Below are 23,525 nucleotides of genomic sequence, written 5' to 3' on the forward strand. Positions count from 1 at the left end.
CCGGCATCCAGCACCTCGACCGCCGTCGTCCGGCTTCCGGGCGGCGGCGGTCTCGCATCGCCCCTCACTGGGCGGTAGTGTTCGTCTTTGTTGGAACACGTTCGACCGCGTGAAGCGTCCGCGTGGTCGGTGAGGCGCGGAGGTGAGCCGGGGATGCTGGCGCGGCAGCGGCAGACCGCCATCCTGGAACGACTGCGCCGCGCCGGTGGCGTCCGGGTCACCGAACTGGCGGCCGAGTTCGGCGTCTCCGACATGACCATCCGGCGCGACCTGGACACGCTGCACGAGCAGGGCCTGCTCGCCAAGGTGCACGGCGGCGCGACGCCGGCCGGTCCCGGCTCGACCGACGAGCCCGGTTTCCACGCCAAGTCCGTCCGCCAGTCCGCGGAGAAGGCCGCCATCGCCGAGCACGCCGCGGGGCTGGTCCGGCCCGGTGCCGCGATCGCGCTCTCCGCCGGCACCACCACCGCCGAGCTGGCCCGGCGGCTGGTGGAGGTGCCCGGCCTCACAGTGGTCACCAACTCGCTGCCGGTCGCGGAGGCCCTGCACGTCGCCGGCCGGCCGGACCAGACGGTGGTGCTCACCGGCGGCGTCCGCACGCCGTCGGACGCGCTCGTCGGCCCGCTCGCCGTGGCCGCGATCGCCGCGCTGCACCTGGACCTGCTCTTCCTCGGCGTACACGGGATCAGCGAACGGGCCGGCTTCACCACGCCCAACCTGATGGAGGCGGACACGAACCGGGCGCTCGTGGCGGCGGCGGACCGGCTGGTGGTGCTCGCCGATCACACCAAGTGGGGCACTGTCGGCATCTCGTCGATCGTGCCGCTGGAGGCGGCGGACGTGCTGGTCACCGACGACCGGTTGGCACCCGAGGCCCGACGGGTACTCGACGACAGGGTGGGTGAGCTGGTGACGGTGCCCACGACGAGAGGGGCGGAGTGAAGCGTACGCAGATCGCGCTGGCCGACGGTCGCGAGCTGATCTACTTCGACGAGCGGGACGACGCGGTCCGCGACCAGCCGGACCGGCGGGATCTGCCCCCTCCCCCGCCCGCCTCGCAGCTGCGGTACGACCCGCTGACCGACGAGTGGGTGGCGGTGGCGGTGCACCGGCAGACCCGCACGTTCCTGCCCCCGGCCGACCAGTGCCCGCTGTGCCCGTCCCGGGGCGAGCGGCACAGCGAGATCCCCGCGCCCGGCTACGACGTGGTGGTGTTCGAGAACCGGTTCCCCTCGCTGAGCCAGCGGGTGGCCGACGAACCGGCCGAGATCACGCCGTTCACCCCGGTACGCCCCGGCCGCGGCAGGTGCGAAGTGGTCTGCTTCACCGACGACCACAACGCCTCGTTCGCCCGGCTCTCCCCGCGGCGGGTACGAACGGTGCTCGACGCGCTCGCCGACCGCACCGCCGCGTTGAGCGCGCTGCCCGGCGTGGAGCAGGTCTTCCCGTTCGAGAACCGGGGCGTGGAGATCGGGGTGACGCTGCACCACCCGCACGGGCAGATCTACGCGTACCCGTTCGTCACGCCGCGCACCCGCACCATGCTGGCCGCCGCCCGGCGGTACGCCGACCGCACCGGGGGTAACCTCTACGCCGACGTGCTGGCCGCCGAACGGGCCACCGGGGAACGGGTGGTGACGAGCAACGAGCACTGGACCGCGTACGTCCCGGCGGCGGCCCGCTGGCCGTTCGAGGTGCACGTGGCGCCGCACCGGCCGGTGCCGGACATCCCGGCGCTCGACGACGCCGAGCGGGACGCCTTCGGGCCGCTCTACCTGGACCTGCTGCGCCGCTTCGACGGGCTGTTCGACCTGCCGATGCCGTACATCGCGGCCTGGCACCAGGCGCCGGTACGGATCGACCGGGAGCTGGGCCACCTGCACCTTCAGCTGTTCAGCATCCGGCGGGCCAAGGACAAGCTGAAGTACCTGGCCGGGTCGGAGTCCGGCATGGGCGTGTTCATCAACGACATCGCCCCGGAACGCGCCGCCGAGCTGCTCCGCACCGCTTGAAAGGAAGGGCCCCTTATTAACGCCTGCGGTAGAGGAAGGGCCCCTTCTTAACAACCACGGCCCGAGCATGGGGCGCGGGGGCCCGGGACAGGACCCCCCGCAGGGAAGGGACGGCTGGCTGCGGTCAGCAGCCGCGAAGGTCGGGCCGGCCGGCGCAGGGCCATGGCCCACCTTCCTGGACGCGACTGGCATCTCGTCCATCCTGTCAACGAGGGCGCACCGGACGAAGTCACGGCGTCCCGGTCGTGCGGTCGACACGCCGGACCGCCGGCCCCGAGGTGTTAAGAAGGGCCCCTTCTACAACGCGAGGCGTTAAGAAGGGGCCCTTCCTTACACGTCAGGCGGCGAGCTTGCGCGCCAGGTTCTCGTCGAGCGCGTTCATGAACTCGTCGGTGGTCAGCCACGGGGCGTCCCGCGAGATGAGCAGCGCGAGGTCCTTGGTCATCTGGCCGCCCTCGACGGTCTCCACGATGACCTTCTCCAGCGTGTCGGCGAACTCGGTGACCGCCGGGGTACCGTCCAGCTTGCCCCGGTGGGCCAGGCCCCGGGTCCAGGCGTAGATCGAGGCGATCGGGTTGGTCGAGGTCTTCTCGCCCTTCTGGTACTGCCGGTAGTGCCGGGTGACGGTGCCGTGCGCGGCCTCGGCCTCGACGGTGCGGCCGTCCGGGGAGAGCAGCACCGAGGTCATCAGGCCGAGCGAGCCGAAGCCCTGCGCGACGGTGTCGGACTGCACGTCACCGTCGTAGTTCTTGCACGCCCAGACGTACCCGCCCTCCCACTTGAGCGCGGCGGCGACCATGTCGTCGATCAGCCGGTGCTCGTAGGTGAGGCCGGCGGCGTCGAACTCGGCCTTGAACTCGTTCTCGAACACCTCGGCGAAGATGTCCTTGAACCGGCCGTCGTACGCCTTGAGGATGGTGTTCTTGGTCGACATGTAGACCGGGTAGCCGCGGTCCAGGCCGTACCGGAACGAGGCGCGGGCGAAGTCCCGGATCGACTCGTCGTAGTTGTACATGCCCATGGCGATGCCGCCGCCGGGGAAGTTGGCGACCTCCATCTCCATCGGGGTGCCGCCGTCGGCCGGGGTGTAGGTGATGGTCACCGTGCCCGGGCCGGGGACGACGAAGTCGGTGGCCTTGTACTGGTCGCCGTGCGCGTGCCGGCCGATGATGATCGGCTTGGTCCAGCCCGGGACGAGCCGCGGCACGTTCGACATGATGATCGGCTCGCGGAAGACCACGCCGCCGAGGATGTTGCGGATGGTGCCGTTCGGCGACCGCCACATCTTCTTCAGGCCGAATTCCTCCACCCGGGCCTCGTCCGGGGTGATGGTGGCGCACTTGACGCCGACGCCGTGCTCCTTGATGGCGTTGGCGGCGTCGACGGTGACCTGGTCGTCGGTGGCGTCACGGTGCTGGATCGACAGGTCGTAGTAGTGCAGGTCGACGTCGAGGTAGGGCAGGATCAGCTGCTCCCGGATCTGCTTCCAGATGATCCGGGTCATCTCGTCGCCGTCGATCTCCACGACCGGGTTGTTTACCTTGATCTTCGCCATCGGCCGGCGCTCCTCTCGGGGGACACGTGCTCAAGCAGTACGAGCGTACTGGAAACTGGCCGGCAGTCCCCAGGCGGCCCGGGTGGCCGCCGGAAAAGCGGGCTGCGCCGCGCCGCGGCCCCCTGGCATCATCGGCCGATGCCGCTCAGCCGCACCCTCGGGTCTATCACGGTCACCGCGCTCTCCGACGGCGAGGGGCCCTTCTTCCAGCCCCGCGGCGAGGCGTTTCCCGACGCCACGCAGGCGCACTGGCAGGCCGCCGACCGGCTCGACCTGGGTGCCGTCACCGACGACGGCCGGTGGTGGCTGCGGTTCCGCGCGTTCGCGGTGCGGGCCGGGGACGGGCCGGTGACGCTGGTCGACGCCGGCATCGGCCCGGCCGGTTCGCTCGCCGCGAGCTGGGCGCCGGTGCCGGGCCGGCTGCCCGAGGAACTGGCCGCCGCCGGGATCGATCCGGCCGACGTACGCACCGTGGTCCTCACCCATCTGCACACCGATCACGTGGGCTGGGCCGGCCCGTTCTTCCCGAACGCCGATCACCTGATCCAGCGCGCCGAGGTGGACGCGCTGGAGCTGCTCCATCCGGAGCTGCCGGCCCGGCTGCTGACGCCGTTGCGCGCCGCCGGCCGGCTGCGGGTGGTCGACGGCGAGACGCCCCTCACCCCGGGGGTACGACTGCTGCACACGCCCGGGCACACGCCGGGTCACCAGTCGGTGCTCGTCGAGGCGGACGACGAGCGCCTCCTGATCACCGGCGACCTGCTGGTGCACGCGATCCAGTTGGTGGAGCCCGAGCTGGCGTACGCTCACGAGGAGGACCCGGCCACGGCCCGCCACTCCCGCACGACCCTGCTGGCAGCCCTCTCCCCCGCCACCCTCGCCACCCCCCACCTGACCGCCCCCTTCACCCCCCACCGGCCACCGCGTCGATCATGAGGTTGGCGGCGGAAATGGAGATCGACTCAGCCGTCAACCTCATGATCGACGGGTTGGGTGGGGACCGGCTGGGACGGCGAAGGCCCGCCGGCGGAGCCGGCGGGCCTTCGCCACGCAGCGGTCGGGCGTCACATGCTGGCGACGTCGCCCTGCTTGGCGCGGACGGCCTCGGCGGCCTCCTTCAGCGCGGCCAGCTCGTCGGCGTCCAGGTCGGTCTCGACGACCCGCTTCACGCCCTCGGCGCCGATCTCGGCCTCGACGCCCAGGTAGACGCCGGAGATGCCGTACTCGCCGTCGACCCAGGCGCAGACCGGCATGACCGCGCCGGAGTCCTCGGCCACGGCCTTCGCCATCCGGGCCGCGGCGGCGGACGGGGCGTAGTACGCGGAACCGGTCTTGAGCAGCGCGACGACCTCGGCGCCACCGTTGCGGGTCTTGACGACCAGCTCCTCGATCTGCTCGGCCGGCATGGCGTCACGCAGCGGCTTGCCGTTCACGGTGCTCTTGGACGGCACCGGGACCATGGTGTCGCCGTGCGAGCCGAGCGTCAGGGTCCGTACCGACTTCACCGGCACGCTCAGCGCCTCGGCGACGAAGTTGGTGAACCGGGCGGTGTCCAGCATGCCGGCCTGGCCGAGCACCCGGTTCTTCGGGAACTGGGTGGCGAGCTGGGCCAGCGCGGTCATCTCGTCGAGCGGGTTCGACACCACGATGACGACGGCGTTCGGGGCGTACTTGGCGACGTTCTCGGAGACCTGCCGGACGATCTTGGCGTTGGTCTCCAGCAGGTCCATCCGGCTCATGCCCGGCTTGCGCGGCAGGCCGGCGGTGATGACGACGACGTCCGAGCCCTCGATGGCGTCGTAGCCCTCGCCGTTCGGGCCGGTGGTGACGCCGACGACCTTGGTCTCGAAGCCCTCGACCGCGCGGGACTGGTTGAGGTCGAGCGCGAGACCAGCCGGCTTGCCCTCCACGATGTCGGTGATCACGACGGTGTCGAAGACGTCGTACTCGGCCAGGCGCTGTGCGGTGGTCGAGCCGTAGAATCCGGCGCCGACGACAGTGACCTTCTTACCCATGGTCGTCCCACTCCCTGATACCAGTCGGTTTTCCGGACCGTATCAGCCATCCTGGCACCGATCGGGTCAGGGGCGGACGGTTATGACCTGGGTGGGTGTCAGCCCGCCCGCTCGGCCCGTTCGACCACGTTCGTCAGCAGCATCGCCCGGGTCATCGGGCCGACGCCGCCGGGCATCGGCACCAGCTTGCCGGCGACCTCGGCCACCTCCGGGTCCACGTCGCCGGTGTAGCGGCCCTTGCCGTCCTCGCCGATCACCCGCGTGATGCCGACGTCCACCACAGTCGCACCCGGGTTGATCATGTCGGCGGTGAGCAGGCCGGGCACCCCGGCGGCGACGATGACGACGTCGGCGGCGCGGGTGTGCGCGGCCAGGTCGAGCGTGCCGGTGTGGCAGAGCGTCACGGTGGCGTTCTCGCTGCGCCGGGTCAGCAGCAGGCCCAGCGGACGGCCGACCGTGTTGCCCCGGCCGACGACCGCCACGTTCGCGCCGCGCAGCGGCACGTCGTGCCGGCGCAGCAGTTCCACGATGCCGCGCGGGGTGCAGGGCAGCGGCGCGTCGTACCCGAGGACGAGCCGGCCCAGGTTGACCGGGTGCAGCCCGTCGGCGTCCTTGTCCGGGTCGATCGACTCCAGCGCGCGCTGCGTGTCGAGGTGCCCGGGAAGCGGGAGCTGGACGATGTAGCCGTGGCAGGCCGGGTCGGCGTTCAGCTCGGCGAGCGCCGCGTCGAGCTGCTCCTGGGTGGCGTCGGCCGGCAACGCGACCCGCAGTGAGGCGATGCCGACCTCGGCGCAGTCGCGGTGCTTGCCGTTGACGTACGCCTGGGAGCCGGGGTCCTCGCCGACCAGCACCGTGCCGAGGCCGGGGGTGATGCCGCGTTCCGCGAGCGCCTTCACCCGGGCCCGTAGCTCGTCCTTGATCTCCGCCGCGGTGGCCTTGCCGTCCAGGATCGTCGCCGTCACGTCGTGATCGTCTCACGCCCGCCGGCGGGCCCGGACGACGACGGCCGACGATCACGCTGCGCAACGTGCCCTAAGTCACGATGAGTGACCAGCTGCCGTGACGCGGCGGCCGGTCGCACCCCGGACAGGCAGGGACCGGACAGGCGGGCCAGACGCCCCAGAGGCTTCCACCCACGCCGGAACCCCACCAGCGGCGGCGAAGAAAAGCGCAGAAAGCGGCGGGGTTTAGCACACGCGAGCGGCAGCGACAAGGCGCGCCGAACACGATCCGTCATCAGTTGACCACGCACTAGTTGTCGACGGGCCGGATCGCGACCTACCGTTACGGCTCGTTGCGCAGAGTCACCCAGCGCCGGGACGACCGCGCAGCGTGAGGAGATGAGGAGACTTCATGCGTGTTCGTAGGCTCGCGGCCTGGGCCGCGCTCCCGCTCGCGGTGACGCTCGGCCTGACGGCCTGCGGCTCGGGCGGTGGCGGCGGCGCCGGCGACTCCGACGCGGCCGTGCGGATCGAGATCGCCGAGCCGCAGCACCTGGTGCCCACAAACACCAACGAGACGAGCGGCTCCCAGGTCCTGTCGGCCCTGTTCAGCCCGCTCGTCGACTACGACGAGGCGAACAAGCCGCACGAGGTGGCCGCCGACTCGGTGACGACGTCGGACAACAAGGTCTGGACGATCAAGCTGAAGCCCGGCTACACGTTCCACAACGGCGAGAAGGTCACCGCCGACAACTACATCGACGCCTGGAACTACGGCGCGTACGCGCCGAACGGCCAGAACTCCAGCTACTTCTTCGAGAAGGTGGCCGGCTACGACGACCTCCAGGGCGAGAACCCGAAGGCGACGACGCTCAGCGGCCTGAAGAAGGTCGACGACCTGACCTTCACCGTGACGCTCAGCGACCCGTACGTGGACTTCAAGTCCATGCTCGGCTACACCGCCTTCTACCCGCTGCCCGAGGCGGCCTTCTCCGCGCCGGGCGTGCTCGCCGAGGGCTACGAGCAGGCGCCGATCGGCCAGGGCCCGTTCAAGATGAAGGGCAGCTGGCAGCACGACGCCAAGGTCGAGGTGGAGCGCTACGACGCGTTCCCGGGCCAGCAGCCCAAGGTCGGCGGCGTCGAGTTCCGCATCTACCAGCAGCCGACCGCCGCGTACGCGGACGTGCTGTCGGACAACCTCGACGTGATCAAGACGATCCCGACCGAGAACCTGTCGACCGCCGCGACCGACCTGGGCGACCGCTTCCAGCAGAGCCCGGCCTCGTCGCTGCAGGTGCTGGCCTTCCCGACGTTCCAGAAGGAGTTCAGCAAGCCCGAGGTGCGCAAGGCGATCTCGATGGCGATCGACCGGGACGAGATCACCAAGTCGATCTTCAAGGACTCGCAGCAGCCGGCCCGCTCGTTCGTCTCGCCGGTGGTCGCCGGTTACCGGGAGAACACCATCGGCACGGCGGGCGCGTTCGACCCGGTCAGGGCCAAGGCCGACTACGAGGCCGCGGGCGGCCCGAAGAAGATCGAGCTGTCCTACAACGGCGACGGCGGCCACAAGGACTGGATCGACGCCACCTGCAACCAGCTCAAGGCCAACCTGGGCGTGGAGTGCGTGGGCACCGCCGAGCCGAAGTTCGCGGACCTGCTGACCAAGCTCAAGCAGAAGCAGCCGGTCGGCCTGTTCCGGATGGGCTGGGTCATGGACTACCCGTCCATGGAGAACTACCTCGGCCCGCTTTACAGCACCACCGGCTCGTCGAACTACTACGGATACAGCAACCCGGAGTTCGACAAGCTGCTCGCCGAGGGCGCCCGCGCGGCGACCGAGGACGAGGCGATCAAGAAGTACCAGGCGGCGGAGGATCTGCTCGCGCAGGACATGCCGGTGATCCCGCTGCGGTACGGGCAGAACAACTTCGGCCACTCGACCAAGGTCAAGAACGTCCACGTGGACCTCTTCGACCGGGTGGACCTGCTGAAGATCGAACGCGCCTGACACCCCGCTGACGGGCCGGGCCACCCCCACCGGGTGGCCCGGCCCTCGCATTGGCACGCATTTAACCTGTTTTCGGCAGACTTGCCAGCATGCTCCGCTTCATCCTGCGGCGACTGCTCCAGATGGTCCTCGCCTTCTTCGGGACCACGCTGATCGTCTATGCGCTGATGTTCGCCGGGCAGGGCGACCCGATCCAGGCCCTCGCCGGGGAGCGGCCGGTGACCGCCGCGCAGCGCGCCTACCTGACCGAGAAGTACCACCTGGACGCGACGGGTGTCGGCGGCTTCTTCTACCGCTACTTCGACTACCTGGCGGCCTGGTCCAGGGCGACCTCGGGGAGTCGCTGACCGGACGGCAGATCAGCGACATCCTCGCCGCCGCCTGGCCGGTCACGGTGAAGCTCGCCGTGATCGCGATGGCCGTGACGGTGATCTTCGGGGTCACCGCGGGCGTGATCGCGGCGATCCGCCGCTCCGGCGTGTTCGACCACGCCACGCTCGTGCTCACGCTGCTGGTGCTCGGCATCCCCACGATCGTGCTGGCCCCGCTGGCCCAGTACTTCCTCGGCGTCCGGTGGCCGGTCTTCCCGCCCACCGCCGGAGCCCAGCCCTCCTTCTACGCGCTGCTGCTCCCCGGCATCGTGCTCGGCTCGCTCTCACTGGCCACCGCGCTGCGGCTGACGCGTACCTCGGTGACCGAGAACCTGCGCGCCGACTACGTCCGGACCGCCCGCTCCAAGGGCCTGCGGCGACGCCGCATCGTCGGCGTGCACGTACTGCGCAACTCGCTCATCCCGGTGGTCACCTTCCTCGGCGTCGAGCTGGGCAACCTGATGGGCGGCGCGATCATCACCGAGGGCGTGTTCAACGTCCCCGGCGTCGGCTTCAACCTGTTCCGCGGCATCCGCACCGAGGACGGCCCGCTGGTGGTCGGCATCGTCAGCGTGCTCGTCGTGGTCTACCTGCTGTCCAACCTGGTGGTGGACGTGCTCTACGCCGTACTCGACCCGAGGATCCGCTATGAGTGAGCGCAGCGAGGTGCGGCCGTGAGCGACTTCGAGACGGTGGCGGCGACCGAGAACCAGGCCGCGCGGCGCGGCGTGTCAGGTGAGCCGGGCACGCCCGGCCGGGCCGGGCGGCCGGACCGCGCCCGCAGCCTGGCCGGTGACGCCTGGCGGGATCTGCGCCGCAACCCGGTCTTCTGGATCAGCCTGCTCCTGGTGGTGCTGGTCGCCGCGATGGCGGTGGCGCCCGGGCTGTTCGCCGCCAACGACCCGCGCGACTGTGTGCTGTCGCGGCAGCACGCCGGGCCGTCCGGCGGGGCCATCTTCGGGTACGACTTCCAGGGCTGCGACACGTTCGCCCGCGCGGTCTACGGCGCCCGTGCCTCACTGCTCGTCGGCGCGCTCTCCGCGCTGATCACCGGCGTGATCGCCCTCGTCGTCGGCATGCTCGCCGGCTACTTCGGCGGGTGGGTCGACGCGGTGCTGTCCCGGGTGATCGACATCGTGCTCGGCATCCCGCTGCTGCTGGCCGCGATCGTGCTGCTCAAGCGCGTGAGCACGAGCGGCGACACGGTACGCCTGTTCGCGGTGATCCTCGTCCTGGCGCTGCTCGGCTGGACCACCGCGGCCCGGGTGGTCCGCTCCTCGGTGATCACCGCCCGGGAGCAGGACTACGTGGCGGCGGCCCGGATGCTCGGGGCCGGCAACGGCCGGATCATGTGGCGGCACATCCTGCCGAACGCGCTCGCCCCGGCCATCGTGGTGCTCACCATCGCGCTCGGGTCGTTCATCGCGGCCGAGGCGACGCTGAGCTTCCTCGGCATCGGGTTGAAGGCGCCGACCATCTCCTGGGGCATCGACATCGACGCCGGCCGGGTGCACATGCGGGAGTCGGCGACGCCGCTGATCGTGCCGTCGACGTTCCTCGCCCTGACCGTGCTCGCCTTCATCATGCTCGGCGACGCGATCCGCGACGCCTTCGACCCGAAGCTCCGGTGAACAACAATGACCCAGAACGCGGTCCGGCCCACGCCGGCCTCACCCACCCCGCCCGGCGGCCACCTGCTGGAGGTACGGGACCTGCACGTCGAGTTCCGCACCCGGGAGGGCGTGGCCCGGGTGATCAACGGGGTGACGTACCACCTGGACGCCGGTGAGACGCTCGCGGTGCTGGGCGAGTCCGGCTCGGGCAAGTCCGTCACCGCCCAGGCGATCATGGGAATCCTGGACACCCCGCCCGCGTACGTGCGCGCCGGGCAGATTCTCTACCAGGGGCGGGACCTGCTCACCCGGCCGGAGGAGGAACGCCGGCAGATCCGCGGTGCCGAGATCGCGATGATCTTCCAGGACGCGCTGTCGGCGTTGAACCCGGTCTTCCCGGTCGGCTGGCAGATCGGCGAGTCGCTGCGCGAGCGGGCCGGGATGTCGCGCGCCGACGCGCGCAGGCGCACTGTCGAGCTGATGGACCTGGTCCGGATCCCGGCCGCGGCGAAGCGGATCGGCGACTACCCGCACCAGTTCTCCGGCGGCATGCGGCAACGCGTCATGATCGCCATGGCGCTGGCGCTGGACCCGAAGGTACTGATCGCCGACGAGCCCACCACCGCGCTGGACGTCACGGTGCAGGCGCAGATCATGGACCTCCTGGCCGACCTGCGCCGGGACCTCGGCATGGCGCTCGTCCTGATCACCCACGACCTGGGCGTGGTCGCCGGTGTGGCGGACCGGATCGCCGTCATGTACGCGGGCCGGATCGTCGAGCACGCCGACGTGCACGCGCTGTACCGGGCGCCGGCCCACCCGTACACGAAGGGGTTGCTGGAGTCGATCCCGCGACTGGACGTGCGCGGCCAGGCGCTGTCCAGCATCCGCGGGCTGCCGCCGAACCTGATGGCGATCCCGTCCGGCTGCCCGTTCCACCCCCGGTGCCCGTACGTCCAGCAGGTCTGTGTGGACGAGGTGCCGCACGACCTGGTGCTCGGCGACGGGCGGACCAGCGCGTGCCACTTCGCCCAGGAGGTGCACGATGACCGCGACGGCTGAACCCGCCAAGGTGCGCGGCGAGACGATCCTCGCCGTCGACCAGCTGGTCAAGCACTTCCCGATCAGCCAGGGGGTGCTGTTCAAGAAGACCATCGGCCAGGTCAAGGCGGTCGACGGCGTCTCGTTCGAGCTGCGGCGCGGCGAGACGCTCGGCGTGGTGGGCGAGTCCGGCTGCGGCAAGTCCACGCTGGCCCGGCTGCTGATGCGCCTGGAGACGCCCACCTCCGGGCGGGTCGCGCTGGAGGGACGCGACCTGCTCCGGGCGACCGGGGCGGACCTGCGCCGGCTGCGCCGGAACATGCAGATGGTGATGCAGGATCCGTACACCTCGCTGAACCCGCGCATGACAGTCGGCGACATCATCGGCGAGCCGTTCGAGATCCACCCGGAGGCGGCACCGAAGCGCAGCCGGCGGCAGCGGGTGCAGGAGCTGCTCGACGTGGTCGGGCTCAATCCGGAGCACGTCAACCGCTACCCGCACCAGTTCTCCGGCGGTCAGCGGCAGCGCATCGGCATCGCCCGGGCGCTGGCGCTGCGGCCGGAGATCATCGTCTGCGACGAGCCGGTGTCGGCCCTCGACGTCTCGATCCAGGCCCAGGTGATCAACCTGCTCGAACAGCTCCAGGACGAGCTGGGGCTGTCGTACATCTTCATCGCCCACGACCTGTCGGTGGTGCGGCACATCTCCGACCGGGTGGCGGTGATGTACCTGGGCCGGATCGTGGAGATCGGCACCGAGGAGCAGATCTACCAGCGCGCGACCCACCCGTACACCCAGGCGCTCCTGTCGGCGGTGCCGGTCCCCGACCCGGAGGCCCGCGACCGGCGGACCATCATCCGGCTCACCGGCGACGTGCCCAGCCCGGCCGAGCCGCCGTCCGGCTGCCACTTCCGGACCCGCTGCTGGAAGGCCGAGGAGGTCTGCGCGACGCAGGATCCGCAGGCGGTACCCCGCGCGGCGGACCCGCACCCCAGCGCCTGCCACTTCGCCGAGGTGCGCACCGAGGCGTGACGACGAAGGCCCCGTCCCCCGGAGGAAGAGGGGGCGGGGCCTCCGATGCGGGCACGCGCGCGGACGGCGGACCCGGGGCCCGGCGGCGTGAGGCGCGCCGCCGGTTGGACGGCGGCTCGCGGCGGAGACCGCCGGGTCGACACGGCTTCTCCGGTGCGGCGCGAGCGCGGCGTCCCGGTGCGGGCTGCGGGCTGCGGGCTGCGGGCTGCGGGTTCGGTGCGGCTCAGGCGGCCGGCGGGGCGCGCGCGGCGAGCGGGCCGCGCGGCAGCGGCACGACCGGCGGCCGGGGCGCGGGCACGACGGGCTCCGGGACGGCCGGACCGGCCGCGCGCGAGAGCGCGGCCGGGGCCAGGTCGTCCGGTCCGTCGGCGTGGCCGAGGCCGCCGCCGTGGTCGTGCCACGGTCCGGCGGCACGCTCCGACCAGGAGGTTCGGGGGTACGCGGCACGCAGCGCGACCGGGCTCGTCCCGCTCGCCGAGACGGCGGCCGCCGCGGGCGGCGCGACGGTGGGAGCGCCTTCGACGACGGAGACGCCGAGCGCTTCGACGACCGGGGCGGCGGGTGCGGCGGCCGATCCCAGTCCGGCCAGGACGAACGCCAGCGTGACGACGACGGCGGTCAACCGGTCGCGAACGCGCATGGCACACCTGCCGGGCTCACGGACAGCGGAGACGCTGGGTCGTCGCCGCGCACACGCTAGCAACCGCCTCCCGCGGCGGGCAACGGCACGACGTCCGGGTGCGTCAGCCGCGTGGTGGACCGACGCACCCGGACGGGCCGGGCCGGACTCGTCAGTGGAAGAAGTGCCGGGTGCCGGTCAGGTACATGGTGACGCCGGCCGCCTTGCAGGCCGCGATGGTCTCCTCGTCCCGGATCGAGCCGCCCGGCTGCACGATCGCCCGCACCCCGGCGTCGATGAGGATCTGCGGACCGTCGGCGAACGGGAAGAACGCGTCCGAGGCGCAGACCGAACCGCGGGCCCGCTCGTCACCGGCCCGGCTGACCGCCAGCCGCGCCGAGTCCACCCGGTTGACCTGGCCCATGCCGACGCCGACTGTGGCGCCGTCACGGGCCAGCAGGATCGCGTTGCTCTTGACCGCGCGTACCGCCCGCCAGGCGAACGCCAGGTCGCGCAGCGTCGCTGCGTCGGCCGGGTCGCCGGTGGCGAGCGTCCAGCCGGCCGGGTCGTCGCCGGGCGCGTCGACGGCGTCCCGCGTCTGCACCAGCACGCCGCCGCTGACCTGCCGCCACTCGGCGGGCCGCACGGCGTACGTGGGCGCGCGCAGCAGCCGGATGTTCTTCTTGGCCCGCAGCAGTTCCAGCGCGTCCTCGTCGAAGCCCGGCGCCACGAGCACCTCGGTGAAGATCTCCGCGACCTGCCCGGCCAGTGCCGCGCCGACCGGACGGTTCACCGCGATCACGCCGCCGAACGCGGAGACCGGGTCGCAGGCGTGCGCCTTGCGGTGCGCCTCGGCCACGTCCGCGCCCACCGCGATGCCGCACGGGTTGGCGTGCTTGATGATCGCCACCGCCGGCTGGTCCGGGAAGTCGTTCGCGGCCCGCCAGGCGGCGTCCGCGTCGACGTAGTTGTTGTAGGACATCTCCTTGCCGTGCAACTGCTCGGCCTGGGCCAGCCCGGCCGGCGCGCCCGGGTCGGTGTAGAGCGCCGCCGCCTGGTGCGGGTTCTCGCCGTACCGCAGCACCGCCTGGCGGCGCAGCGCCAGCCCGGCGAACTCCGGCCAGCCGTCCTGCGCCGGCGAGACGGTGGTGGCGAACCAGTCGGCCACTGCGACGTCGTAGTCGGCGATGTCGGCGAACGCGCGGGCCGCCAGCGCCCGGCGCCGGGCCAGGGTGAAGCCGCCCTCGGCGAGCGCGGCCACCACCGCCGGGTACGCGGCCGGGTCGGTCACCACCGCCACCGAGGCGTGGTTCTTCGCCGCGGCCCGCACCATCGCCGGACCGCCGATGTCGATCTGCTCCACGCACTCGTCGGTGCCGGCGCCGGAGGCGACTGTGGCCTGGAACGGATAGAGGTTGGAGACCAGCAGGTCGATGCCGGCGATGCCGTGCTCGTCGAGCTGCGCGGCGTGCGCGTCCTTGCGCAGGTCGGCGAGGAGGCCGCCGTGGATCTTCGGGTGCAGCGTCTTGACCCGACCGTCGAGGATCTCCGGGAAGCCGGTGACCTGCTCGACCGGCGTCACCGGCACCCCGGCGCCGGAGATCGTCGACGCGGTGCTCCCGGTCGACACGATCTCCACGCCGGCCTCGTGCAGGGCGCGGGCCAGCTCGACCAGGCCGGTCTTGTCGTAGACGCTGACCAGCGCGCGCCGGATCGGGCGGCGACCGGCGTCCTCAGTGGCGTTCACGGGATGGTGACCTTTCTGCCGGTGATCGTCCAACCTTTACGGACCAGGCGGCCGACCTGCTCGACGAGCTGGCGCCGCTCGGCGGACTTGATGCGCTCGGTGAGCGCGTCCTCGTCGTCGTCGTCGTGCACCGGCACCGCGACCTGGGCCACGATCGGACCGGTGTCCATGCCGGCGTCGACGAAGAACAGGGTGGCCCCGGTGAGCTTGACGCCGTACGCCAGCGCGTCGCGGGGGCCGTGGATGCCGGGGAACGCCGGCAGCAGCGTGTTGTGCGTGTTGAGGTAGCGGTCGCCGAACGCGGCCAGGAACTCCGGACCGACGAGCTTGAGGAACCCGGCGCTGATGACCAGGTCGGGCCGGTGCTCGGCGACCCGCGCGGTGAGCGCCTTGTCCCAGTCGGCACGGGTGGGGTGGTCCTTGACCCGCTCGACGAAGGACGGCACACCCGCGGCGGCGGCCCGGTCCAGGCCGGCGATCCCGTCCCGGTCGGCGCCGACGGCGACCACCCGGGCGCCGTACCCGGGGTCGGCGGTGGCGTCCAGCAACGCCTGGAGGTTGCTGCCGGAACCGGAGACGAGGACGACGAGGCGGGCGACGGACGCGGGCTCGGTCACCGGGCAACCCTATCGGGCAGGTCAGCAGGTCCGGCCGCGGGGCGGCGGCTCATCGGATGACCTCTCCGGTGGCGTGGTCGCGGTACGCTGCCGGTCGCCCGGTGTCCGGCCTCGCGCCCGGCCCGCACCCCCACGAAGAACCGGCACGCCGCGTGCCGTCGGACCGAGGAGTACCGCCATGCAGCCCGGATACCCCCCGCAGCAGCCGCAGCAGATCGACAACAACATGACGATGTCCATCGTCGCGATCTTCCTGTTCTGGCCGCTCGCGATCCCGGCCATCATCAACGCGTCGAAGGTCAACCCGCTGATCCAGCAGGGTGACTACGCCGGCGCCCAGGCCGCCGCCGCCGAGTCCAAGAAGTGGTCCAAGTGGGCCCTCATCGTCGGCCTGGTCTGGATCGCCGTCATCGTGGTGGGATGTTGCCTCCTCGGCGGCCTGGCTGGTCTCGCCGGCGACAGCGGCACAAACTGACTGACGAACAGAACCGACCTGAGGAGCACCTGACATGCAGCCCGGTTACCCCGGACAGGACCCGTACGGCCAGCAGCCGAACCAGGACTCGAACGCCCAGCCGAACGACCCGTACGCGCAGCCGCCGCAGGCCCCGCAGTACGGCCAGCAGCCGCAGTACGGGCAGCAGCCGACCTCGGGCCAGCCGTACGGCCAGCCCACCTCGGGTCAGCCCGCCTACGGCCAGGACCCGTACGCGCAGCAGCAGCCGTACGGCGCCGCGCCGCAGTACCCGGCCGCCGGCTACCCCAGCGGCCCGGGGCAGGGGCAGGGGCAGAACAACACCATGGGCCTGATCGGCATGATCGTCGGCATCACGTCGATCGTGCTCGGCCTGTGCTGCCCGCTGCTGGGTGTCCCGGCCGGCATCGCGGCCGTCATCCTCGGCGTGCTGGGCCAGAAGAAGGTCCAGTCCGGTGAGGCCAGCAACGCCGGCCAGGCGAGGGCCGCCCTGATCTGCGGTGCCGTCGGCGTGGTCGTCGGCATCATCAGCGCCATCGCCGGCGCCGCGATCAACATGAACAACTTCGGTTCCTGACCGTCGTACGACGAGGGGCGTCCGGCGGCTGCCGGGCGCCCCTCGCGCGTTCCGGTCAGCGGGGCGGCGGTGTGGGGCGCGCCGGGCGGGTCAGCGTACGGGTGGCGGCGGCACCCAGCGCCGTCCCCAATCCGATCACCAGCGTGGCCACCGCGGCCACCGCCCACGGCGACGGGCCGATCTCGGCCAGCCGGCCACCGCCGAGCGACCCGCCGGAGGCCGCCGCGAACAGCCCCAGCAGCGCGCCGGCGACCGGTCCGGCGAGCACGGCCGGCACCAGCAGCGCCGGCCAGCCCACCTCGGCGCGTTCCTCGGCCGCCGCGCGCAGCAGCCGCCGGGCCAGCAGCCAGCCGGCCGCCATCGCGGCCAGCACCGGCACGGCCAGCAGCGCGCCTCCGAGCCCGTCCATCGGGCCACGCGGCAGACCGGCCAGCAACGGTACGGCCGGCAGCGCGCCGACGGAGACCTCACTCGTGCGGACGGCGGTGTCGGTGCCGACCGCGAACCCGGGGCCGAGCAGATAGCTCGCCGACCAGGCGGTGGCGTTGGGCGCGTAGGCGAGGCTGACCAGTGTGATGCCCGCCTGGCCGGCCACCCCGGTCCGGTAGGCCCCGATCATGTCGGCCGCGTCGCCGCCGCCGGTGGCCACCGCCAGCCCGGCCGCGCCGGCGCCCGCGCCGCACAGCAGCAGCGCCGCGACCAGTCCGGTACGCAGACCGTCACGCACCGGCGCAGGGCAGCGCGCGGCCAGCAGCGCCCACACACCCGTGGTGCGCAGCGCGCCGACCAGGGCGGCCGGTATGCCGAACGCGGCGAACACGAGCGCGGCGGTGACCGGGGAGACGCGCAGGCCGCCCGCATCGACAGCGAACGCGGCGAGCGCGCCGAGCAGCGCGTACCCGATGCCGACCGCGACCGCGACGGTGAGCGCCTGGCGGGGCGAGCCGGCCCCGCGCGCGCCGACGGCCCGGCTGACGTGCACCCCGGCGCGGGTGAGCCGCCAGACGGCGAGCGCGCTGAGCGCGAGCGGCGCCAGGCCGAGCGGCCCGGCGGTGGTCTGCAGCGGCACCCCGTGCCCGAGCAGCCAGCCGGCCAGGCCGGCGCGCAACGCGCCGCCGAACGATCCGGCGTCCTCGCTGAGCTGGGCCAGGCCCAGCACGGCGGAGACCGGCAGCCAGGAGGTCAGCGCCGCCCAGAGCGCGGCCACCCCGGCGGCGACCGGCAGCGGGGCCCGGCTGCGGCGCTCCTCACCCGATCGGGGTGCGGGCACCCGCGCGGCCGGGCGGGCACGGCCGGGCGGCCGGGCGCCGGCGGGGGGACCGGTGGCCGGACGGCGGGGCTGGTCAGGGGTGACGCGTGACATCGTGTCTACTCTGGCACGCCGCGAGAAGGACGGCAGTCCGATACCGGGTCGGCAGCGTGGCGAGTTCGCCGAACCCCGGTCCCGCGGCGGTGATCCGGTCTAGCCTCGGCCTCAGACGCGACCGTTCCCGTCGCGGCGCCGACCGCTCGGAGGAAGCCGTGAACGCTCCGTTTCCGCCGCCCCCGCCGCCACCGGCCGTCGGCCGGGACCGGACCACGCTCTGGGGCGTCCTCGGCATCGTCTTCGGCCTGTTCTGCTGCGGCATCCTGGGCATCGTCTTCGGCGCGCTGTCGATCCGCGACGCGCGGCGCAACGGCAGGTCGCAACTGCTCGGCTGGCTGGGTATCGCGTTCGGTGTGATCAACATCGTCGCCAGCGCCATCGTGCGCGCCCGGGGCAACTCGTACTACCCGTACTGGTATCGCTGAACGCGAGGGGGCCGGCCGGTTCCCCGGTCGGCCCCCTCGGTGCGTCGTACGGCCGCTCAGCGGCCGGACATGATCTCCCGCATCAGGTTGGCGGTCTCGGTCGGGGTCTTGCCGACCTTGACGCCCACCGCCTCCAGCGCCGCCTTCTTGGCGTCGGCGGTGCCCGCCGAGCCCGAGATGATCGCGCCGGCGTGACCCATGGTCTTGCCGGGCGGGGCGGTGAAGCCGGCGATGTAGCCGACCACCGGCTTGGTGACGTTGGCCTTGATGAACTCGGCCGCCCGCTCCTCGGCGTCGCCACCGATCTCACCGATCATGACGATCGCGTCGGTCTCCGGGTCCGCCTCGAAGGCGGCCAGGGCGTCGATGTGGGTGGTGCCGATGATCGGGTCACCGCCGATGCCGACGCAGGTGGAGAAGCCGATGTCGCGCAGCTCGTACATCATCTGGTAGGTCAGCGTGCCGCTCTTGCTGACCAGGCCGATGCGGCCGGAGCCGGTGATGTCGGCCGGGATGATGCCGGCGTTGGACGCGCCCGGCGAGGCGATGCCCGGGCAGTTCGGACCGATGATCCGGGTGCGCTCGCCCTGGGCCCGGTTGTACGCCCAGAACGCGGCGGTGTCGTGCACCGGCACGCCCTCGGTGATCACCACGGCCAGGTCGATGCCGGCGTCGATCGCCTCGACCACGGCGGCCTTGGTGAACTGCGGCGGTACGAAGATGACAGTCACGTCCGCGCCGGTGTCCTTCATCGCGTCCGCGACGGAGGCGAAGACGGGCAGCTCGGTGCCGTCGAAGTCGACTGTGGTGCCGGCCTTGCGCGGGTTGACGCCGCCGACCACGTTGGTGCCGGCGGCGAGCATCCGCCGGGTGTGCTTGGAACCCTCGGAACCGGTCATCCCCTGCACGATGACCTTGGAGTCCTTGGTCAGCCAGATAGCCATTGTCAGACCCCCGCAGCTGCCAGCTCGGCGGCCCGCTCGGCCGCACCGTCCATGGTGTCGACCCGCTGGATCAGCGGGTTGGCCGCGCCGTCGAGGATCGCCCGACCGGCCTCGGCGTTGTTGCCGTCGAGGCGGACGACGAGCGGCTTGGTGGCCTTCTCGCCGCGCTGCTCCAGCAGCGCCAGCGCCTGCACGATGCCGTTGGCGACCGCGTCGCAGGCGGTGATGCCGCCGAAGACGTTGACGAAGACGCTCTTGACCGACGGGTCGGACAGGACGATCTCCAGCCCGTTCGCCATCACCTCGGCGCTCGCGCCGCCGCCGATGTCGAGGAAGTTGGCCGGCTTGACGCCGCCGTGCCGCTCGCCCGCGTACGCGACCACGTCGAGCGTGGACATGACCAGGCCGGCGCCGTTGCCGATGATGCCGACCTCGCCGTCGAGCTTGACGTAGTTGAGGTCCTTGGCCTTCGCGGCCTGCTCCAGCGGGTCCACCGACGCCTGGTCGACCAGGGCCTCGTGGTCCGGGTGCCGGAACCCGGCGTTCTCGTCCAGGGTGACCTTGGCGTCCAGGAGCAGCAGCTTGCCGTCCTTGGTGGTGGCCAGCGGGTTCACCTCGACGAGCGTGGCGTCCTCGGCCACGAACGCCTGCCACAGCTTGACCGCGACCTCGACCACCTGGTCGGCGATCTCGGCCGGGAAGCCGGCCGCGGTGACGATCTCGCGCGCCTTGGCCTCGTCCACACCGGTGTTGGCGTCGATCGGCGCCTTCACGACCCGCTCCGGGGTCTCTGCCGCGACCTGCTCGATGTCCATGCCGCCGGCCACGCTGGCGATGCAGAGGAAGGTGCGGTTCGCCCGGTCGAGCAGATACGAGAAGTAGTACTCCTCGGCCACGTCCGCGGTCACGGTGATCATGACCTTGTGGACGGTGTGACCCTTGATGTCCATGCCGAGGATGTCGGTGGCCCGGGCCACCGTCTCCTCCGCGCCCTCGGCCAGCTTCACGCCGCCGGCCTTGCCGCGGCCACCGACCTTCACCTGCGCCTTGACGACCACCCGGCCGCCGAGGCGTTCGGCGATCGCGCGGGCCTCCTCCGGGGTAGTGGCGACGCCGCCGGCGAGCACGGGCAAGCCGTGCCGCTCGAACAGGTCCCGCCCCTGGTACTCGTACAGGTCCACGATTGCGCGTCCCGTCCCGTCTCCGCGGCGCGCCGTCGCGCCGCCACCAGCTTCGGAAAATCAGTTTGACGCCTGTCATCAGAAGAGACAGGCCATTTGCCGCAGCCTAACGAGATGGGAACCGGCGGCAACCGAGCGGGTGCGGGGTGTGCGGTAATGCACAGACCGGGGCGGCCGGGCCGGTCACGGCCGCGCCGGGCGTCAGCCGTCCGGGGGATGTCCGGGCCGGGGCGTAACCGCCCGCCGGGGGCGTCGTTGAGTGTGATGTCGGCGCGCTGGTCAAGCGCGACGACGGGAGCGGCCGATGCCCTGTCGGTCGAGGGGTGGCGGCGGGGCATCGTGCATAGAGGGGCCGGGCGTGTGAGGGGTGCGTCCGGCCCCTCCCCCGTGCCCGGAGCCGGAAATGCGGCCGGTCAGCCGACCGGCTGGGCGACGTTCTTCCGCACCCACTCGACGATGGACCCGGTGGTGGCGCCCGGGGTGAAGATCTTCGCGACGCCGAGCCGCTCCAGCTCCGGGATGTCGGCCTCGGGGATGATGCCGCCGCCGAACACCACGATGTCGGTGGCGTCGCGCTCGGTGAGCAGTTCGACGACGCGCTTGAACAGCGTCATGTGCGCGCCGGAGAGCACCGAGAGGCCGACCGCGTCCGCGTCCTCCTGGATCGCGGTCTCGACGATCTGCTCCGGTGTCTGGTGCAGGCCGGTGTAGATGACCTCCATGCCCGCGTCACGCAGGGCGCGGGCGACCACCTTCGCCCCCCGGTCATGGCCGTCCAGGCCGGGCTTCGCGACGACGACCCGGATACGAGAGCTCATCTGCGCACACCTTTCACCGGCACTCCTGACCTTAACGAACGGTAACCCGGCCGGACGGGAGGCGGGAAGCCGGGCCGGACCTTCCCGCACATGAGCCACCCCCTACCGCCCACCCGGGTACGCGGGAAGCCGGACACCTCCGCCGTTCGGTCACTGTCCGCGACGAAAGGGCGGTCGACAGGCCATCCGACCGGCGGCACGAGATATGACAAGGTCGGATGGAATTGGACATAACGAATCGGCAATTCGGCGCTTCGGCTTGTGACAGGAGTGGCGGTTGGCTAACGTGTCCACGGTTGTCATCAGGTCCACGGACGGGTGACGACGCGACACCGGAGGTTCGACCGAGCTTCACCGAACGGTCCGGAGTCGCATCGGATCCCCGACAACGGAGGGTGTGCGTGCGCCAGCGCCTGTCGTCTGAGCCCGATCGCTATCGCGGCCGCCGCCGCGTACCCACCCCCCCGCGGAGCCGCTACGCCGCGGTGGTCACCACCGCGTTCGTCGGTGCCGGCATCGTCGCCATCGGCGCGAACGCCCTCCCCGACGCCAAGAGCGTCAACCCGTCGGTCCTCGACGAGCTCCGGCAGGCCTCGGTCGCCAGCCAGGACGCCGCCGCGCGTGCCGACAGCGCGGAGCGCCCGTCCCGTGCCGACCGCTCCGACAGCAAGGCCGCCGAGCAGGATCCGTGGCTCCTGCCGCTGCACGGCTACGACTTCAAGTCCCCCTACGGCATGCGCTGGGGCAAGCTGCACACCGGCATCGACCTGGTCGCCCCGGAGGGCACGCCCTACAAGGCGGTCCACGCCGGCACCGTCACCAAGGCCGGCTGGTTCGGCGGCTACGGCTACGCCGTCATCGTCAAGCACCCCGACGGCACCGAGGCCATCTACGGCCACTCCTCAGCGGTGACGGTCAAGGAGGGCCAGGAGGTGAAGGCCGGCGACCAGCTCGGCCTGGTCGGCAACACCGGCCACTCCTACGGCTCCCACCTGCACCTGGAGATCCATGTCAAGGGCCAGCCGGAGGACCCGGTGGCGTTCCTCAAGGATCGCGGAGTGGACATTCAGCTCGAAGTCGAGGCAGTTTACAGCGACGTAGCCGCTTCCTGACGCTCCGTACCGCCCCGTCACCGCCCGGACCGCACGGTCCGGGCGGTTTCGTCTGCACCGATGTCTGCCACGTCACACCGCCGGATGTGAGCGGGAACACATCGACGGATGATCGTCTCTTCGACCGAACCGGCCGACCGGTCCGAAACGGGACGCGCGGCGGCGGCGCGGGCCACCGCCTCCGTACCCCCGATACCCGCTGCGACCTGCACCGACACCAGTATTTCGAGGTCACGTGCCCTCGAAACCGATGAAGGATCCCGTGCAGCACAGCAGCCCCACCCCGGACAACGCGCCCGCCCGGCACCGGCGCCCGCGCCGCGCCCGGCGCACCGTTTACGTGGTCACCGGCGCGGTGGCAGTGCTCGGCCTCGGCATCGGTGGCGTGGTCGCCACCACCGCCCCGTCCGACCCGACACCGGCCGCCGTCGACCTCGGGGTAGCGGCCCGCGCCGACGACGCCGCCCGCGCCGACCGTTCGGCCCGCGAGCCGGTCACCCCGTCCGCCGTACCGGCCAGCCCGTCGCCGAGTCCGAGCGCGGCCAGCCCGGCGCCGAAGAAGACGGCGACGGCGAAACCCAAGCCCAAGCCGAAGAAGAAGACAGTGGCGAAGAAGCCGACGTGGGTCATCCCGATGAAGGGGGCCGACATCACGTCCTGCTACGGGCCCCGCTGGGGCACCCAGCACGCCGGCATCGACTTCGCCATGCCGGCCGGCACGCCGATCCACGCCGCCGCGGCGGGCACCGTGGTCAAGGCCGGTGACGTGGGCGACGGGTACGGCATCTCGGTCTTCATCGACCACCACAACGGCTACCTGACCCACTACGCCCACCAGAGCCGGCTCGCCGTCGGCGTGGGGGACACGGTCAAGGCCGGTCAGGTCATCGGGTACGAGGGCTCCACCGGCGACTCCACCGGCCCGCACCTGCACTTCGAGGTGCACCAGGGCGCGATGTGGAACCAGATCGACCCGGCGCCGTTCCTGCGCGCCCGGGGCGTCGACGTGGCCTGCTGACCGCGCCACGACAGGAGGCGGGCCCGGCCCGGCAACG

The 23,525-nt window shown here is 72.0% G+C and carries 22 protein-coding genes and 1 pseudogene; 13 read left to right on the forward strand and 10 right to left on the reverse strand.

What is annotated here, in order from left to right; all coding sequences use genetic code 11:
* Positions 1–153: 153 nt before the first annotated feature.
* Both KSK32_RS06960 and galT read left to right on the forward strand, forming a co-directional pair.
* Positions 154–942, forward strand: a complete 789-nt coding sequence (locus KSK32_RS06960; RefSeq protein WP_216929637.1) for a DeoR/GlpR family DNA-binding transcription regulator — start codon at positions 154–156, stop codon at positions 940–942.
* Entirely contained in the window at positions 939–2,012 is a 1,074-nt protein-coding gene (gene galT / locus KSK32_RS06965) for a galactose-1-phosphate uridylyltransferase (RefSeq protein ID WP_216929639.1), read from the forward strand. Before KSK32_RS06960 ends, galT begins: the two co-directional genes overlap by 4 nt.
* A gap of 337 nt (positions 2,013–2,349) precedes the next feature.
* Here the strand turns inward: galT and KSK32_RS06970 are convergent, their stop codons facing one another.
* Positions 2,350–3,567, reverse strand: a complete 1,218-nt coding sequence (locus tag KSK32_RS06970; RefSeq protein ID WP_018784675.1) for an NADP-dependent isocitrate dehydrogenase — start codon at positions 3,565–3,567, stop codon at positions 2,350–2,352.
* 138 nt (positions 3,568–3,705) lie between these two features.
* Here KSK32_RS06970 and KSK32_RS06975 point away from each other — a divergent pair, with 138 nt between their 5' ends.
* The gene (locus KSK32_RS06975) at positions 3,706–4,503 is read left to right on the forward strand and encodes an MBL fold metallo-hydrolase (RefSeq protein ID WP_216929641.1); all 798 of its coding nucleotides are present in this window, start codon (positions 3,706–3,708) and stop codon (positions 4,501–4,503) included.
* 128 nt (positions 4,504–4,631) lie between these two features.
* Here the strand turns inward: KSK32_RS06975 and KSK32_RS06980 are convergent, their stop codons facing one another.
* Both KSK32_RS06980 and KSK32_RS06985 read right to left on the reverse strand, forming a co-directional pair.
* Positions 4,632–5,582: a malate dehydrogenase gene (locus tag KSK32_RS06980; RefSeq protein ID WP_216929643.1), complete on the reverse strand. Its 951-nt coding sequence runs from the start codon at positions 5,580–5,582 to the stop codon at positions 4,632–4,634.
* 98 nt (positions 5,583–5,680) lie between these two features.
* Positions 5,681–6,544, reverse strand: a complete 864-nt coding sequence (locus KSK32_RS06985) for a bifunctional methylenetetrahydrofolate dehydrogenase/methenyltetrahydrofolate cyclohydrolase (RefSeq protein WP_216929645.1) — start codon at positions 6,542–6,544, stop codon at positions 5,681–5,683.
* Between the two features lie 391 nt (positions 6,545–6,935).
* Between KSK32_RS06985 and KSK32_RS06990 the strand changes: the two genes are divergently transcribed.
* The 5 genes and pseudogenes from KSK32_RS06990 to KSK32_RS07010 all read left to right on the forward strand — a co-directional run bounded on the left by KSK32_RS06990 (position 6,936) and on the right by KSK32_RS07010 (position 12,589).
* Positions 6,936–8,531 carry an ABC transporter substrate-binding protein gene (locus KSK32_RS06990; RefSeq protein ID WP_216929647.1) on the forward strand — a complete coding sequence of 532 codons (1,596 nt, stop codon included), beginning with the start codon at positions 6,936–6,938 and terminating at the stop codon, positions 8,529–8,531.
* 89 nt (positions 8,532–8,620) lie between these two features.
* Positions 8,621–9,558, forward strand: a pseudogene (locus tag KSK32_RS06995) (ABC transporter permease).
* A gap of 18 nt (positions 9,559–9,576) precedes the next feature.
* Positions 9,577–10,533, forward strand: a complete 957-nt coding sequence (locus KSK32_RS07000; protein ID WP_091426149.1) for an ABC transporter permease — start codon at positions 9,577–9,579, stop codon at positions 10,531–10,533.
* 6 nt (positions 10,534–10,539) lie between these two features.
* The gene (locus tag KSK32_RS07005) at positions 10,540–11,577 is read left to right on the forward strand and encodes an ABC transporter ATP-binding protein (protein ID WP_216929650.1); all 1,038 of its coding nucleotides are present in this window, start codon (positions 10,540–10,542) and stop codon (positions 11,575–11,577) included.
* Positions 11,561–12,589: an ABC transporter ATP-binding protein gene (locus tag KSK32_RS07010; protein ID WP_216929652.1), complete on the forward strand. Its 1,029-nt coding sequence runs from the start codon at positions 11,561–11,563 to the stop codon at positions 12,587–12,589. The genes KSK32_RS07005 and KSK32_RS07010 overlap by 17 nt, the downstream gene beginning before the upstream one ends.
* A gap of 223 nt (positions 12,590–12,812) precedes the next feature.
* On the opposite strand, the gene KSK32_RS07015 is transcribed toward KSK32_RS07010, so the two are convergent.
* The 3 genes from KSK32_RS07015 to purN form a co-directional block, all read right to left on the reverse strand.
* Positions 12,813–13,229: a hypothetical protein gene (locus KSK32_RS07015; protein WP_216929654.1), complete on the reverse strand. Its 417-nt coding sequence runs from the start codon at positions 13,227–13,229 to the stop codon at positions 12,813–12,815.
* A 151-nt stretch (positions 13,230–13,380) separates the two neighbouring features.
* Positions 13,381–14,955, reverse strand: a complete 1,575-nt coding sequence (purH, locus tag KSK32_RS07020; RefSeq protein ID WP_216929655.1) for a bifunctional phosphoribosylaminoimidazolecarboxamide formyltransferase/IMP cyclohydrolase — start codon at positions 14,953–14,955, stop codon at positions 13,381–13,383.
* The gene (gene purN / locus KSK32_RS07025; RefSeq protein WP_216929657.1) at positions 14,952–15,572 is read right to left on the reverse strand and encodes a phosphoribosylglycinamide formyltransferase; all 621 of its coding nucleotides are present in this window, start codon (positions 15,570–15,572) and stop codon (positions 14,952–14,954) included. Before purN ends, purH begins: the two co-directional genes overlap by 4 nt.
* A 178-nt stretch (positions 15,573–15,750) precedes the next feature.
* Between purN and KSK32_RS07030 the strand changes: the two genes are divergently transcribed.
* Together KSK32_RS07030 and KSK32_RS07035 are read left to right on the forward strand one after the other, a co-directional pair.
* Positions 15,751–16,047 carry a CD225/dispanin family protein gene (locus KSK32_RS07030; protein WP_216929659.1) on the forward strand — a complete coding sequence of 99 codons (297 nt, stop codon included), beginning with the start codon at positions 15,751–15,753 and terminating at the stop codon, positions 16,045–16,047.
* Between the two features lie 34 nt (positions 16,048–16,081).
* Complete coding sequence (locus KSK32_RS07035) at positions 16,082–16,624, forward strand: DUF4190 domain-containing protein (RefSeq protein WP_216929661.1); 543 nt, start codon at positions 16,082–16,084, stop codon at positions 16,622–16,624.
* Positions 16,625–16,679: 55 nt separating this feature from the next.
* Here KSK32_RS07035 and KSK32_RS07040 read toward each other — a convergent pair whose 3' ends face one another.
* Positions 16,680–17,987 (reverse strand): DUF6350 family protein, encoded by a 1,308-nt coding sequence (locus tag KSK32_RS07040; RefSeq protein WP_216929663.1) that lies wholly within the window; start codon positions 17,985–17,987, stop codon positions 16,680–16,682.
* Positions 17,988–18,145: 158 nt separating this feature from the next.
* On the opposite strand from KSK32_RS07040, the gene KSK32_RS07045 reads away from it, so the two are divergent.
* On the forward strand, positions 18,146–18,415 hold the full coding sequence (locus KSK32_RS07045; protein ID WP_216929665.1) for a DUF4190 domain-containing protein: 270 nt from the start codon (positions 18,146–18,148) through the stop codon (positions 18,413–18,415).
* A 56-nt stretch (positions 18,416–18,471) separates the two neighbouring features.
* Here KSK32_RS07045 and sucD read toward each other — a convergent pair whose 3' ends face one another.
* From sucD to KSK32_RS07060, 3 genes are all read right to left on the reverse strand, one after another.
* On the reverse strand, positions 18,472–19,359 hold the full coding sequence (sucD, locus tag KSK32_RS07050) for a succinate--CoA ligase subunit alpha (RefSeq protein ID WP_018784660.1): 888 nt from the start codon (positions 19,357–19,359) through the stop codon (positions 18,472–18,474).
* A 2-nt stretch (positions 19,360–19,361) separates the two neighbouring features.
* The gene (gene sucC / locus KSK32_RS07055) at positions 19,362–20,540 is read right to left on the reverse strand and encodes an ADP-forming succinate--CoA ligase subunit beta (protein ID WP_013288514.1); all 1,179 of its coding nucleotides are present in this window, start codon (positions 20,538–20,540) and stop codon (positions 19,362–19,364) included.
* A 413-nt stretch (positions 20,541–20,953) separates the two neighbouring features.
* On the reverse strand, positions 20,954–21,358 hold the full coding sequence (locus KSK32_RS07060) for a cobalamin B12-binding domain-containing protein (protein ID WP_216929666.1): 405 nt from the start codon (positions 21,356–21,358) through the stop codon (positions 20,954–20,956).
* A gap of 401 nt (positions 21,359–21,759) precedes the next feature.
* Between KSK32_RS07060 and KSK32_RS07065 the strand changes: the two genes are divergently transcribed.
* Both KSK32_RS07065 and KSK32_RS07070 read left to right on the forward strand, forming a co-directional pair.
* On the forward strand, positions 21,760–22,470 hold the full coding sequence (locus tag KSK32_RS07065; protein ID WP_216929668.1) for a M23 family metallopeptidase: 711 nt from the start codon (positions 21,760–21,762) through the stop codon (positions 22,468–22,470).
* Positions 22,471–22,720: 250 nt separating this feature from the next.
* Positions 22,721–23,488, forward strand: coding sequence for a M23 family metallopeptidase (locus KSK32_RS07070; protein ID WP_216929670.1), 768 nt, complete (start codon positions 22,721–22,723; stop codon positions 23,486–23,488).
* Positions 23,489–23,525: the final 37 nt, after the last annotated feature.

It is taken from the genome of Micromonospora sp. WMMB482, from assembly GCF_019038635.1.
Lineage (GTDB): Bacteria > Actinomycetota > Actinomycetes > Mycobacteriales > Micromonosporaceae > Micromonospora > Micromonospora marina.